The organism is Undibacterium sp. FT79W, assembly GCF_014284215.1.
GTDB lineage: Bacteria > Pseudomonadota > Gammaproteobacteria > Burkholderiales > Burkholderiaceae_D > Undibacterium > Undibacterium aquatile.
The window spans coordinates 454964-467916 of sequence record NZ_JACOGB010000001.1; the positions used below are offsets into that span (position 1 = coordinate 454964).

The 12953-nt window shown below is 48.7% G+C and carries 11 protein-coding genes; 7 read left to right on the forward strand and 4 right to left on the reverse strand.

What is annotated here, in order from left to right; translation table 11 throughout:
• Window positions 1-37: 37 nt before the first annotated feature.
• The 4 genes from H8K38_RS01980 to H8K38_RS01995 all read right to left on the reverse strand — a co-directional run bounded on the left by H8K38_RS01980 (window position 38) and on the right by H8K38_RS01995 (window position 3908).
• A complete protein-coding gene (locus H8K38_RS01980) occupies window positions 38-514 on the reverse strand; it encodes a GNAT family N-acetyltransferase (RefSeq protein ID WP_186883094.1) in 477 nt (158 codons plus the stop codon).
• 43 nt (window positions 515-557) lie between these two features.
• Window positions 558-1361 carry a LytTR family DNA-binding domain-containing protein gene (locus H8K38_RS01985; protein WP_186883095.1) on the reverse strand — a complete coding sequence of 268 codons (804 nt, stop codon included), beginning with the start codon at window positions 1359-1361 and terminating at the stop codon, window positions 558-560.
• A complete protein-coding gene (locus H8K38_RS01990; protein WP_186883096.1) occupies window positions 1358-2500 on the reverse strand; it encodes a sensor histidine kinase in 1143 nt (380 codons plus the stop codon). Before H8K38_RS01990 ends, H8K38_RS01985 begins: the two co-directional genes overlap by 4 nt.
• Before the next feature lie 166 nt (window positions 2501-2666).
• Window positions 2667-3908 (reverse strand): CaiB/BaiF CoA-transferase family protein, encoded by a 1242-nt coding sequence (locus H8K38_RS01995; RefSeq protein ID WP_186883097.1) that lies wholly within the window; start codon window positions 3906-3908, stop codon window positions 2667-2669.
• A 43-nt stretch (window positions 3909-3951) separates the two neighbouring features.
• Here H8K38_RS01995 and ugpQ point away from each other — a divergent pair, with 43 nt between their 5' ends.
• The 7 genes from ugpQ (at window position 3952) to H8K38_RS02030 (ending at window position 12901) form a co-directional block, all read left to right on the forward strand.
• A complete protein-coding gene (gene ugpQ, locus H8K38_RS02000) occupies window positions 3952-4698 on the forward strand; it encodes a glycerophosphodiester phosphodiesterase (protein ID WP_186883098.1) in 747 nt (248 codons plus the stop codon).
• Window positions 4699-4839: 141 nt separating this feature from the next.
• Entirely contained in the window at window positions 4840-5169 is a 330-nt protein-coding gene (locus tag H8K38_RS02005; protein ID WP_186883099.1) for a hypothetical protein, read from the forward strand.
• Window positions 5170-5394: 225 nt separating this feature from the next.
• Window positions 5395-8010 (forward strand): alanine--tRNA ligase, encoded by a 2616-nt coding sequence (gene alaS, locus H8K38_RS02010; RefSeq protein ID WP_186883100.1) that lies wholly within the window; start codon window positions 5395-5397, stop codon window positions 8008-8010.
• 478 nt (window positions 8011-8488) lie between these two features.
• Entirely contained in the window at window positions 8489-8716 is a 228-nt protein-coding gene (locus H8K38_RS02015; protein WP_186883101.1) for a sulfurtransferase TusA family protein, read from the forward strand.
• 457 nt (window positions 8717-9173) lie between these two features.
• Window positions 9174-9926 (forward strand): electron transfer flavoprotein subunit beta/FixA family protein, encoded by a 753-nt coding sequence (locus tag H8K38_RS02020; RefSeq protein WP_186883102.1) that lies wholly within the window; start codon window positions 9174-9176, stop codon window positions 9924-9926.
• A gap of 104 nt (window positions 9927-10030) precedes the next feature.
• Entirely contained in the window at window positions 10031-10963 is a 933-nt protein-coding gene (locus H8K38_RS02025) for an electron transfer flavoprotein subunit alpha/FixB family protein (RefSeq protein WP_186883103.1), read from the forward strand.
• Window positions 10964-11110: 147 nt separating this feature from the next.
• Window positions 11111-12901, forward strand: coding sequence for an acyl-CoA dehydrogenase (locus tag H8K38_RS02030; RefSeq protein ID WP_186883104.1), 1791 nt, complete (start codon window positions 11111-11113; stop codon window positions 12899-12901).
• Window positions 12902-12953: the final 52 nt, after the last annotated feature.

The following is a 12953-nucleotide window of genomic DNA, read 5'->3' on the forward strand; positions in this document are numbered from 1 at the left end:
TCAGTAAGTCATTGATTTATCTCAATTATAGTTGAATTCACTGGTCGCTTGCTGGCAGCAACATGATCAGGTGCGGAATCTCGTCTTCGAGGTAGATATCGGAAACTGTCTGAAAGCCGAAGCTGGCATAAAATTTCTCAAGATAGGCTTGCGCACCGATACGCACAGAGGCAGCTGGATAAAGCTGGCGCAGTGCCTTGATGCCGTTCGCAATCAATTCTTTTCCTACACCCGTCCGGCGCCATGCCTGCGTACTCAGAACACGACCCAGCGATGGTTCTGCATAGCTGACGCCGGGAGGAACTATGCGTAAATACGCGGCAATGTCACCGTTGTCATCCCAGGCTACAAGATGATGGGATTGCGGATCTTTGCCGTCAATATCCTGATACGGGCAATTTTGTTCAACGATAAATACGGCGCACCTGGCCTGATACACCTTGTGTAACTGCTCTGGGTTGAATTCTGAAAAAGCTGATAATTGCCAGCGTAGTTGAGTGAGTTGATTTGTCATGTGCGTTAGGGAATTAGGCAAAGTTGAAGCATTGCGATGGCGATTACATTTGCCGGAATAAATGTGAATAAACTCTGCTGACAGTCAGCTTATCATCGCTATCCCTCAATTTCAGCGTCATTTTTCCGCTTTCATCTTTGTGGGCGGCGAGAATTTTTTTACTGTTAACCACGGTGCTGCGATGGATCTGCCAAAACACATCGGAATCGATTTGCGGCAATAATTCGCGCAAGCTGCTGCGGATCAGTGATGAATGTTCTTTGGTGACAACGTTAATGTATTTGTCTGTCGCTTCAAAATATAAAACGTCTTCGACCGGAATCATGCGGATCTGATTACCAACGGCGGCACGTATCATATGCAAAGGTTTGTGCACAGCAGAGTCACTGGCGGTCATGTGATCTGGCATTAAGCTGCGTAATTGTCCCAGCACGCGTTCGAGTTCCGTACCGCTTTGCGACTGGTCAGTCAGACGCTTCTGCAGGCGCTGTACTGTTTTACTGAGACGCTCTTCACTGACTGGCTTGAGTACATAATCTGACGCCGAATGTTCAAATGCCTGAATCGCAAATTCGTCGTAAGCGGTCACATAGACGATCAAAGGGAACGCGCGGTTTTCCGGCCATTCTTCAGCCAGTTCCTGTGCGACTTCCAAGCCGGTTTTACCTGGCATTTTAATATCGAGAAATAGAATGTCCGGTGCTTGATGCAAGGCTTCCCGCACGGCTTCAACGCCATTTTCCACTACGCTGCACAATACTAATTCCGGCCAGAGTTTTTCCAGCATTTTTTGCAGGGTGAGTGAAAGTATGACTTCATCTTCAGCAATCAGGGCGCGTATATTCATGATGACGTATGTGGGATAAAAGGGATAGAAATCCGTGCAATCGCGCCTTCCGGCTGATTTGCTTCCAATGTGAATGCGGCTGATGGGCCAAAGAGTGCCTGTAGGCGTTCACGGAGATTGATATTGCCAAGCCCGAGCCCGGCGTGATGTGTTTCTGGCGACGCTGCATGAGGCGCAGATAATCCAAGACCGGTATCCTTAACGGTCAGATATAGAAAATGCGCATCATTTTCTGCTGCAACATGAATGTTTCCGCCGTTGATTTTTGGCTCCAGCCCATGTTTGATCGCGTTTTCTACCAGCGGTTGTAAAAGCATGGGTGGGATGGTTTGTTCCCGCAACTCTGCTGGCAGAGATAAGGTATAAGTCAGACGTTTTCCCATACGTATCGCGAGCAGCTCCAGATAGGCTTCGATCAGAGAAAATTCCTGTTGTAAGGTGGTTTTTTCTGCTCTGGAAGCACTCAGTGTATTGCGCAGATACACAATCAACTGCGACAGCATATGTTGCGCGCGTGGTGGGTCAAGTGCGATCAGTCCTTGCAGATTAGCCAGTGTGTTAAACAGCATATGCGGTTCTATTTGAGCCTGCAGCATTTGCAGTTGCGCTTGCAAGGCCTGTCGCTCTATCGCGGAAGATTTCGCTTTTTCTGCCTCCGCTTCCGCGGCCAGTTCTGATATTTTTGCTTTATTCCAGAACGACCAGACCGAAATCAGACTGATGACCATGGTCAGCCCGATGAAACTGCTGAAGTATGCCCATTGCATTGAAAAAATACTCAGCAGCGGATAGGAAAAAATAGCGGCAGCAAGCGTTGATCCTGCGACAAATCCCAGTGGGGTAATAAGCAAGCAGACCAGGAAAAAAAAGAATGGCTGTGGTTTACGTGTACGCCAGAATAAATGCTGGATGATTCGTACCAGCGCATAGCAACTGAATCCTATGCAATTGGAAAATACCCAACTTTGCAGCAAGGGACTGTGTGTCCGCATCACATAAGTGACGATCAGCGTGCAGATGGCGTTGATGAGCAGTAGCCGTGGCAGATCCTGCAGAAATTTCTGTAGCTGCGTTTCTGCGCAAGGCTTCTGGTCAGGTGATTTGCTGTTCTTTGACTTAGGAATTGATGGCGTTGTCATTTTTGCGCTGAGTATCTGATGCAATATTTTGTCCGGAGTTGATGTTAGCGCGCACAAGCGGCGTCGGACATCTGATTGCGATGGAGAGTACAGAATCTGTCGTCAAGCCCACTTTATCCGGCGCGAAATACCGCACGGATTCTCGCCTCATGTCAGAGCATCTGCTTCAGATAATGCCGCGCTGCCTGAGTAGACTCAATTGTTCATCGTCATATCCAAGCACGGATTTTAAAATCTGATCCGTGTGTTGCCCTAGCAATGGCGGCGGCGACTGATAATCCGGTGGCGTGGCCGATAGTTTCATTGGGCTACCAACTAACTTCACGCTGCCGGCGCTTGGATGCGGCAAGGTAATCTGCATACCGCGCGCCTTTACCTGAGGGTCATTAAACACATCGTCCAGCCGGTTAATCGGTCCACACGGAACACCGGCGTCCTCCAGCAGCGCTATCCACTCTTGTCTGGATTTGCGTTTCACCATCTCCGCCAGCAATGGAATCAATACCTCACGGTTTGCCACGCGCGCCGGATTCGTGCAGAAGCGCTCATCGGTCGCAAGCTGTTCTTCGCCACCGGCCGCGACAAATTTTTTGTATTGGCCGTCATTGCCGGCTGCGACAATAATATGCCCATCGGACGTAGCGAATGTCTGATAGGGCACGATGTTGGGATGGGCATTGCCCCAGCGTACCGGCGGTTTGCCGCTGGCCAGATAATTCGTATTCATGTTTGCCAGCATGGCGACCTGCACATCAAGCAAAGCCATATCGATGTACTGACCTTCACCGGTGCGGTCACGATGTGTCAGTGCTGCCATCACCGCGATAGTGGCGTACATGCCGGTCATCAGATCGGCAATTGCAACGCCGGCTTTTTGTGGGCCGCCGCCGGGCAGATCGTCACGTTCCCCTGTCAGTGACATAAAGCCGCCCATGCCCTGAACGATAAAATCATAGCCAGCGCGATGAGCGTAGGGGCCGTCCTGACCGAAGCCGGTAATCGAACAGTAAATCAGATCCGGTTTGATTTCTTTGAGGGATGCGTAATCAAGCCCATATTTTTTTAACTGGCCGACTTTGTAGTTTTCTAGAACTACGTCGGATTGTGCCGCCAGTTTTCTGATAATTTCCTGACCTTCAGGGGTGGAAATATCCACTGTGATGGCCTGTTTTCCACGGTTGGCGGCGAGATAGTAGGCCGCTTCTGTTGTGTTGTCGCCATTCTGATCACGCAGATAAGGAGGGCCCCAGGAACGCGTATCATCGCCATTCCCTGGACGTTCGACCTTAATGACTTCGGCTCCCAGGTCGGCGAAATTCTGCGCACACCAGGGGCCAGCCAGCACACGCGTCAGATCAAGAATGCGTATATGACCTAGTGCTTTTTTTTGTAGCGACGTCGCTGTCATCCTGGATTATCCTTTTGTCTGCAATATTTTTCTGGAGATTAATATGTGGCCGTATCCCAAAGTTCTTGCGCACCGGGGTGGCGGTGTACTTGCGCCCGAGAACACGCTGGCGGCAATGAAGTGTGGAGCGGTGCACGGGTTCACTGCGGTGGAATTTGATGTCATGTTATCAAAGGATGGCGTTCCTGTGCTGATGCACGACCCTGAATTTGGCCGCACCATCATCGGTCGCGGGCATGTGGCGGATACGCTTGCTGCTGATTTGCAAAAAATGGATGCAGGCGCGTGGTTTAGCTCCTGCTACAAAGGGGAACCGGTGCCGCTGTATTCTGATGTCGTCCGTTTCTGCCGTCAGCATGACATCTGGATGAACGTGGAAATCAAGCCAGCCCCGGGCTTTGAAGAGGAAACCGGGCATATCGTTGCCGCCCGGAGTTCTGAACTATTTGCAGATGTAGCTGTGAGCGATGTAAAGCACCTACCTTTGTTTTCCTCGTTTTCTTTTGTTGCCCTGATGGCCGCCAAACGTGCCGCTCCCACTATTCCACGTGGTTTGCTGATGGATGAGATTGCATCGGATTGGAAATCGAAATTGCAGGAAGTAGGTGCTGTATCCCTACACACGAATCACAAGTATCTGAGTCCATCGCTGGCAAAAAATGTGAAAGATGCTGGATACGGATTATTTTGCTATACCGTCAACAGTGCCGAGCGCGCAGTGGAAATTTTACGTTGGGGCGTTGATGGATTCTGTACTGACAGGATTGATCTGATACCTGCCGGATTCTGAGATTCATGTCTGCTTACCGCTTGTTACATGACTATACAAATACTTGTCATCGCTGAAGGTTTGCGCTTCGTTGTGGAGTCTATGGGAACAACCCATTGATTTCACTCCCCGGAAACATGCTTCTACATTGAAAGGTACAACATGAAAACGATACAGATGACGGCATTCATTCTTGCCACTGCTTTTGTTGCGCCAGTGTTTGCGCAGACTGCAACACCGAATATCGATAAACGTCAGGCACGTCAGCAGGAACGGATCGCCAAAGGCATCAGCAATGGCGAATTGACTGCGAAAGAAAGCGCAAATCTGGAAAAACGCGAAGCGAAGATTGAAGCAAACAAAGAGGCTGCCGCGGCTGATGGTGTTGTGACCAAACAGGAACGCGCAAAGCTTGAACATCAGGAAAATGTTGCCAGCAAACGTATTTATACAAAAAAACATAACGCCAGAAAAGTTGAAACCAGTCAGTAAGATCATCCTTATCAGAAAAAACCGTCAATGCATTCAGCGTTGACGGTTTTTTCTTTTAAAGTCTGCGAACAGCTTTAGTCGTTTTGTGTGCTGGCGCAATGGCAATCACCGATCGCTATTTTATTGACGAATCTTCGGATTTCACAGCGCTGACTCCTGTTATAAGGCAGAATTTATACCGTATAATCAGAAGTTAACTCATTTTCAGCTTTGGCCTATCTCTCTATGAACTCGTCAGAAATCCGCGATAAATTCCTCAGTTTTTTCGAATCTAAAGGCCACACCCGTGTGCGTTCATCCAGCCTGATTCCCGGCAATGACCCGACTTTATTGTTCACCAATTCTGGAATGGTGCAATTTAAAGACGTGTTTCTGGGGCAAGACAAGCGTAGTTATACGCGTGCCACAACGGCGCAACGCAGTGTTCGTGCGGGTGGTAAGCACAATGATCTGGAAAACGTTGGCTATACGGCGCGTCACCATACTTTCTTTGAAATGCTGGGTAATTTCTCTTTCGGCGATTATTTCAAAAAAGATGCAATTCACTATGCGTGGGAATTGCTGACTTCTGTTTATGGACTGCCAAAAGACAAGCTGACCGTCACTGTTTATCAGGAAGACGATGAAGCCTATGAAATTTGGAAAAACGAGATTGGTGTGCCGGTAGAGCGCATCATTCGTATCGGCGACAACAAAGGTGCGCGCTACGCATCTGATAACTTCTGGCAGATGGCGGATACTGGTCCTTGCGGCCCGTGTACCGAAATTTTCTATGACCATGGCCCTGAAATCTGGGGTGGCCCTCCGGGTTCTCCTGACGAAGACGGTGATCGTTTCATCGAAATCTGGAATCTGGTGTTCATGCAGTTCAACAAAGATGAAGCCGGTGTTCTGCATCCATTGCCTAAACCATGCGTGGATACGGGCATGGGTCTGGAACGTTTGTCCGCGGTGTTGCAGCACGTACACTCAAACTATGAAATCGATACTTTTCAAAACCTGATCAAGGCGGCTGCGCGTGAAACTGGTTGTACCGATCTGGAAAACAATTCCCTGCGCGTGATTGCAGATCATATCCGTTGCGCTGGTTTCCTGATTGTTGATGGCATCATTCCTGGTAATGAAGGCCGTGGCTATGTGCTGCGCCGTATTACCCGCCGCGCTTTGCGTCATGGCCATAAATTGGGTCAAAGCCAGCCTTTCTTCTACAAGCTGGTGGCTGATCTGGTCAAGGAAATGGGTGGTGCTTATCCCGAGCTGGCCGAGGTTGCTGACCGCGTTGCCCAAGTCTTGAAGACCGAAGAAGAACGTTTCGGCGAGACGCTGGAACACGGTATGAAAATTCTGGAAGCAGCACTCGTCAAAGACGGTAAAAACCTCGATGGTGAAACTGCGTTCACCTTGTATGACACGTATGGTTTCCCACTCGATCTGACCGCAGATATCTGTCGTGAGCGTAATGTCGTGCTGGATGAGGCTGGTTTTAATGCCGCGATGGAAAGACAAAGACAGACTGCGCGCGCTGCCGGTAAATTCAAAATGGCGACTGCCATTGAATACAGCGGCGATAAGACCAAGTTCGTCGGCTACGATCAGTTGCAACACGAAGCGAAGGTTGTGGCGTTGTATGTTGATGGCAGTGCCGTTAATGAAATCAAGGCAGGTCAACAAGCGATCGTTGTGCTTGACACGACCCCTTTCTATGCTGAATCCGGCGGTCAGTGCGGTGACTCAGGTGTATTGATGGGCTTGGATGGCGCGGTATTTGAAGTTGCAGATACTCAAAAAATTCAGGCTGATGTGTTCGGTCATCACGGTGTATTGAAATCAGGTAGCCTGACGATCGTACAAAACGTCAAGGCTGAAGTGAATGCGGAAATTCGTGCGCAAACCATGCGCAATCACTCAGCCACGCATCTGATGCACAAGGCATTGCGTGAAGTGTTGGGTAGCCATGTCGCGCAAAAAGGTTCTTTGGTTGATGTGGAAAAAACCCGTTTTGACTTCAGTCACAACGGCTCGATGACTGCTGATGAAATCCGTCAGGTAGAGTCCATTGTTAATCGTGAAATTCTGGCGAATGCTGCCACCCGGGCGCAAGTGATGGGTTATGACGATGCCGTCAAACATGGTGCGATGGCATTGTTCGGCGAAAAATATGGCGATGAAGTCCGCGTGCTGGATATCGGTTCTTCCCGCGAGTTGTGCGGTGGTACGCATGTTTCCCGTACCGGTGATATCGGCCTGTTCAAGATCGTTGCAGAGAGTGGTGTGGCGGCCGGTATTCGCCGTGTCGAGGCAGTGACAGGTGAAGTTGCGCTAGCGCTGGTACAGAATCTGAACAGCCGTATCAATGAAGCGGCTGCAGCCTTGAAAGCACAGCCAGAAGAATTGACGCAGCGGATCGGACAAGTACAAGATCACGTCAAAGCTTTGGAAAAAGAACTGGCGACGCTGAAATCCAAAATGGCATCGAGTCAGGGCGATGATCTGGTCGGTAAAGCGGTTGATGTTAAAGGTATCAAAGTGTTGGCAGCGACACTGGAAGGTGCCGACGTCACAGCTTTGCGTGAAACTATGGACAAGCTAAAAGATAAATTGAAAACTGCTGCGATTGTATTGGCCGCTGTGAACGATGGTAAGGTCAGCCTGATTGCTGGTGTGACAGCAGATAGCACATCTAAAGTGAAAGCCGGTGATTTGGTTAACTTTGTGGCGCAGCAAGTTGGCGGCAAAGGTGGTGGCCGCCCAGACATGGCGCAAGCCGGTGGTACTGATCCTTCAGGCTTGTCAAATGCGCTCGCAGGTGTGGCAGATTGGATCGGCGCCAAGCTGGGTTGATCGTCGAGATCGCTACAGTTATTGCTACAGATGTAAAAGTAGATTTTAGTCAATAAAAAAAGCCGGCATGTGTGCCGGTTTTTTTATTTTCAATGCGTGAGCCCGACGCTTACTTTCGTTTATCAATAACGGTAAATAGCAGTAACGATATGGACGCTGCTACACCAGATTATTTTCTAAAAAATATCTGAATTTCACCTATGATGAAACATTAAGTTAGCTATTGGATTCTAATATTTTAGTTAACGTTGATATCACCTGATTTTCTTCTTCACCTCGTTTTTGCCAAGATGTTTTTTTGAAAATAGAACAAATTTAAAAAAGCAATTTGCCATATTTTGGTGCATAACTTGAGTAAATAAACAGGGTAAATGTTGTTAGTGTGCTGCATCGCACCATGCCAATGAAAATTCCGGTAGAATTGGTGCGTCAAATGTTTTGCAAATGAGCTATATCGTTTGCTGCTACAGGAAAAATCATGCAATTCAATAAAGAACTTGACGCTCGCGGACTGAATTGTCCTTTGCCTATTTTGAAGACAAAAAAGGCACTTGCTGAAATGATTACCGGTGAGGTCTTGCACGTGCTTGCAACTGATCCTGGATCTGTTCGTGACTTCAAAGCATTTTCAAAACAAACAGGAAATGAGTTATTGTCGCATCAGGAAAGTAGTAACGAATTTGAGTATTTTATTAAGCGCAAATAAATCTCAAATTTCAAAAAAACCCGCAAATTTTGCGGGTTTTTTTATATTCTGAACTTCTTCAATTTTTTAAAGTGACTGCTTATTTTCATTTTAAATAGTGCATCAGCGATAACAAGGCAACCTGACTGCCCAATTAAAAAAAATTGTGAGGTGTACGCGCATAAAAAGTCACGAAAGGTGTTGATTAGATACTCTGCTCTAGTATCAATACAAACAAAAAAGGAACGATCGTGCTAAATTGTGCGAAATCTTCTCATTTCGATTTATAATCAAACGGATTTACTTTACGTATACGTCAATCAGCATTAAATCAGCTTTAAAAGTACGTGTCGCGCAAAAAGTCGGCGCAGCGATTTGGTTAACCTGATTGTTCAGCATGACTTAGCATTAATTAGCAATAAATCCGATAGAAGTAAGTACATCTGTATTTCCAATTAGCTCACAAAAAGGCAGAACTATGAAAGTCCTGGTACCAGTCAAACGAGTAGTCGATTACAACGTCAAAGTACGTGTCAAATCTGATGGCACAGGCGTTGATATTGCCAACGTCAAAATGTCGATGAACCCATTCGATGAAATTGCCGTCGAAGAAGCAACGCGCCTGAAAGAAGCTGGTGCTGTTACTGAGATTATTGCCGTGTCCTGCGGCGTTGCACAATGCCAGGAAACATTGCGTACAGCAATGGCAATCGGTGCGGATCGTGGCATTCTGGTCGAAACTGATGCCGAGCTGCAGCCACTGGCAGTGGCAAAACTGCTCAAGGCGCTGGCCGACAAAGAGCAGCCACAATTAATCATTCTGGGTAAGCAAGCCATTGATGATGACTGTAATCAGACAGGTCAGATGCTGGCAGCTTTGCTGGGCTGGCCACAGGCAACTTTCGCATCAAAAGTAACTGTTGCAGACGGTAAGGCAACAGTCACTCGCGAAGTGGATGGTGGCTTGGAAACTGTCGCCCTGACCTTGCCAGCGATCGTGACAACTGACTTGCGCCTGAATGAGCCACGTTATGTGACTTTGCCTAACATTATGAAAGCGAAGAAAAAACAGTTGGATAACGTCAAACCAGCTGATCTGGGTGTCGATGTTGCGTCCCGCGTCAAGACGCTGAAAGTGGTTGAACCAGCTAAACGCAGCGCAGGCATTATTGTTCCTGACGTAGCGACACTGGTTTCCAAACTGAAAAACGAAGCAAAAGTGATTGGTTGATTCGCTGATTTACAGCTGATTCACCGACAGTTTGCTTTATCGCATCTTATTTAAAAATTTTTTCACCAGAGTGCATTCTGGTGATTTATTAAGTGGAAAACATCATGACTACACTCGTCATCGCTGAACACGACAATGCTGGCCTCAAGGGCAGCACTTTGAATACCGTTACTGCCGCGACTCAATGCGGCGGTAATGTTCATGTACTGGTTGCTGGCTCGAATGCCGGTACTGCAGCTGCAGAAGCAGCGAAAATCGCTGGCGTCAGCAAGGTTTTGCACGCTGACGCGGCACATTTTGCTGATGGCCTGGCGGAGAACGTCGCTGAGCAGGTGTTGGCTGTTGCTGCTGGTTACAGTCATATTCTGGCTCCGGCAACTGCTTACGGCAAAAATATCCTGCCACGCGTCGCCGCTAAACTGGACGTTTCTCAGATTTCTGAAATTACCAAAGTCGATGCTCCTGACACATTTGAGCGCCCGATTTATGCAGGTAATGCAATCGCGACCGTGCAATCCACCGATGCTGTGAAAGTGATTACTGTCCGCACAACCGGCTTTGACGCTGCAGCAGCAACGGGAGGTTCAGCGGCTGTTGAGACTATCTCGGCAGTTGCTGATTCTGGTAAATCAGTTTTTGTTTCGCGTGAAGTTGCCAAGTCTGATCGTCCTGAACTGACCGCTGCGAAAATCATCGTTTCCGGTGGTCGCGGTATGGGTTCTGCGGATGCATTCAAAGTGCTGGAACCATTGGCAGACAAACTCGGCGCAGCGATGGGTGCATCCCGCGCTGCGGTCGACGCGGGCTTCGTCCCTAACGACTGGCAGGTTGGTCAGACCGGTAAGATCGTTGCGCCTCAACTGTATATCGCCGTTGGTATCTCTGGCGCGATCCAGCATCTGGCGGGTATGAAAGATTCCAAGACGATTGTCGCAATCAACAAAGATCCGGAAGCACCGATTTTCTCTGTCGCTGATTACGGTATCGTTGGCGATCTGTTTGAAATCGTGCCACAACTGGTTGCTGAATTAGGTTGATTTTAATGAATTCGCGGGCCGTTAATTTTTTAACCGGCCCAGACTGGACAGAATGAGTGGTTTGTCGCGCCATTGACAGCAGTGTTTTTGTTGTTGTGACACATTGCTGATTCTGTCCTTTTTTCTTTTCTATCTTTAGGAAATGTTATGACTTATGTCGCACCTGTGAAAGACATGCTGTTCGCGATGAACGAACTTGCGGGCTTGTCGGAAGTGAATGCTTTACCCGGTTGTGAAGATGCCACATCTGAAACTGTAGAAGCGGTACTGGAAGAGAATGCAAAATTCGCTGGCGAGGTCGTTGCACCGCTGAATTGGGAAGGCGACAAAGCGCCGAGTTACTGGCAGGACGGACAGGTTTTTACCACTAAAGGTTTTAAAGAAGCATTCAAGATGTTCGGCGAAGCAGGTTGGCAGGGCGTGCAACATCCGCAGGAATTTGGTGGTCAAGGCTTGCCTAAGCTGGTCGCTACTCCATGCATAGAAATGCTGAACTCGGCCAGCATTTCGTTTGCACTGTGCCCATTGTTGACTGACGGCGCGATTGAAGCACTGCTGACTGCGGGTAGTGATCAGCAAAAAGCAATTTATCTGGAAAATCTGATTTCAGGTAAATGGACTGGCACCATGAACCTGACTGAGCCGCAGGCGGGTTCAGATCTGGCGATGGTTCGCAGCCGTGCTGTTCCTCAAGGCGATGGCACATACAAGATTTTTGGCACCAAAATTTTCATCACTTATGGTGAGCACGATATGGCAGAAAATATCGTCCATCTGGTGCTGGCTCGCACGCCGGATGCACCGGAAGGTGTGAAAGGTATTTCCCTGTTTATCGTACCGAAATTCCTGGTCAATGCGGATGGTAGTCTGGGTGCTCGCAATGACGCACACTGTGTCTCGATCGAGCATAAGCTGGGTATTAAAGCCAGCCCGACGGCAGTGTTGCAATTCGGCGACCATGGCGGTGCGATTGGTACGCTGGTCGGCGAAGAAAACCGCGGCCTGGAATACATGTTCATCATGATGAATGCGGCACGTTTCGGTGTGGGCATGCAAGGTATCGGTGTGGCAGAGCGTGCGTATCAAAAAGCGGTGCAGTACGCCAAAGACCGCGTCCAATCGCGTGATCTGGCTGGCTCCGCTGGTCCAGTAGCGATTATCAATCATCCTGACGTGCGTCGTATGCTGATGTCTATGCGTGCACAGACCGAAGGTGCGCGTGCGTTGGCGTATGTGGCGGCTGGGTTGAGTGATATTGCGCATCACCATGCAGACGAAGCGACTCGCAAAGCCAATCAGGCTGTGTATGAATATCTGGTTCCTATCGTCAAGGGCTGGTCCACTGAAATGTCGCTGGATGTGACATCAACAGGTGTGCAGGTGCATGGCGGCATGGGCTTTATTGAGGAAACCGGTGCGGCACAGCATTACCGTGATGCAAAAATCCTCACGATTTACGAAGGTACGACGGCAATTCAAGCCAACGATCTGGTTGGCCGTAAAACGGCACGTGATGGCGGTGCGACAGTGAAGGCGTTAATTGCTCGTATTCGTGAAACGGAAGTTGCATTAGCTGCTACCAATCAGCCTGAGTTGTTGGCGATTCAAAAGCAATTGGCGGCTGGCTCTGCTGCGCTGGAGGATGTCGTTGCTTATGTTGTTGCCAATTTCAAGCAAGACATCAAAGGCGTATTTGCGGGCAGTGTGCCGTACCTGAAGCTGGCCGGTATCGTGCTGGGTGGCTGGCAGATGGCGCGTGCCGCATTGATCGCACAGCAGAAGCTGCAATCAGAGTCCGGTGACGCGGCTTTTTATCAGGCAAAAATCGCTACTGCCAGATTCTTCGCTGACCATATCCTGTCTGCAGCACAAGGACTGCGTTCTGCTATCGTTGATGGTAGTGCCGGAGTGCTCGCCTTGAATGAAGATCAGTTCTGATTTCATCTGACGCAGAACCCAAAAAAAGGACTCATTTTTGAGTCCTTTTTTT

Excerpts from the sequence above, each read along its gene's own strand:
- H8K38_RS01980 (WP_186883094.1), bottom strand. The coding sequence starts at position 514 with ATGACAAATCAACTCACTCAACTACGCTGGCAATTATCAGCTTTTTCA.
- H8K38_RS02025 (WP_186883103.1), top strand. The coding sequence starts at position 10,031 with ATGACTACACTCGTCATCGCTGAACACGACAATGCTGGCCTCAAGGGC.
- H8K38_RS01985 (WP_186883095.1), bottom strand. The coding sequence starts at position 1,361 with ATGAATATACGCGCCCTGATTGCTGAAGATGAAGTCATACTTTCACTC.
- H8K38_RS02015 (WP_186883101.1), top strand. The coding sequence starts at position 8,489 with ATGCAATTCAATAAAGAACTTGACGCTCGCGGACTGAATTGTCCTTTG.
- H8K38_RS02030 (WP_186883104.1), top strand. The coding sequence starts at position 11,111 with ATGACTTATGTCGCACCTGTGAAAGACATGCTGTTCGCGATGAACGAA.
- alaS (WP_186883100.1), top strand. The coding sequence starts at position 5,395 with ATGAACTCGTCAGAAATCCGCGATAAATTCCTCAGTTTTTTCGAATCT.
- H8K38_RS01995 (WP_186883097.1), bottom strand. The coding sequence starts at position 3,908 with ATGACAGCGACGTCGCTACAAAAAAAAGCACTAGGTCATATACGCATT.
- H8K38_RS02020 (WP_186883102.1), top strand. The coding sequence starts at position 9,174 with ATGAAAGTCCTGGTACCAGTCAAACGAGTAGTCGATTACAACGTCAAA.
- H8K38_RS02005 (WP_186883099.1), top strand. The coding sequence starts at position 4,840 with ATGAAAACGATACAGATGACGGCATTCATTCTTGCCACTGCTTTTGTT.
- ugpQ (WP_186883098.1), top strand. The coding sequence starts at position 3,952 with ATGTGGCCGTATCCCAAAGTTCTTGCGCACCGGGGTGGCGGTGTACTT.
- H8K38_RS01990 (WP_186883096.1), bottom strand. The coding sequence starts at position 2,500 with ATGACAACGCCATCAATTCCTAAGTCAAAGAACAGCAAATCACCTGAC.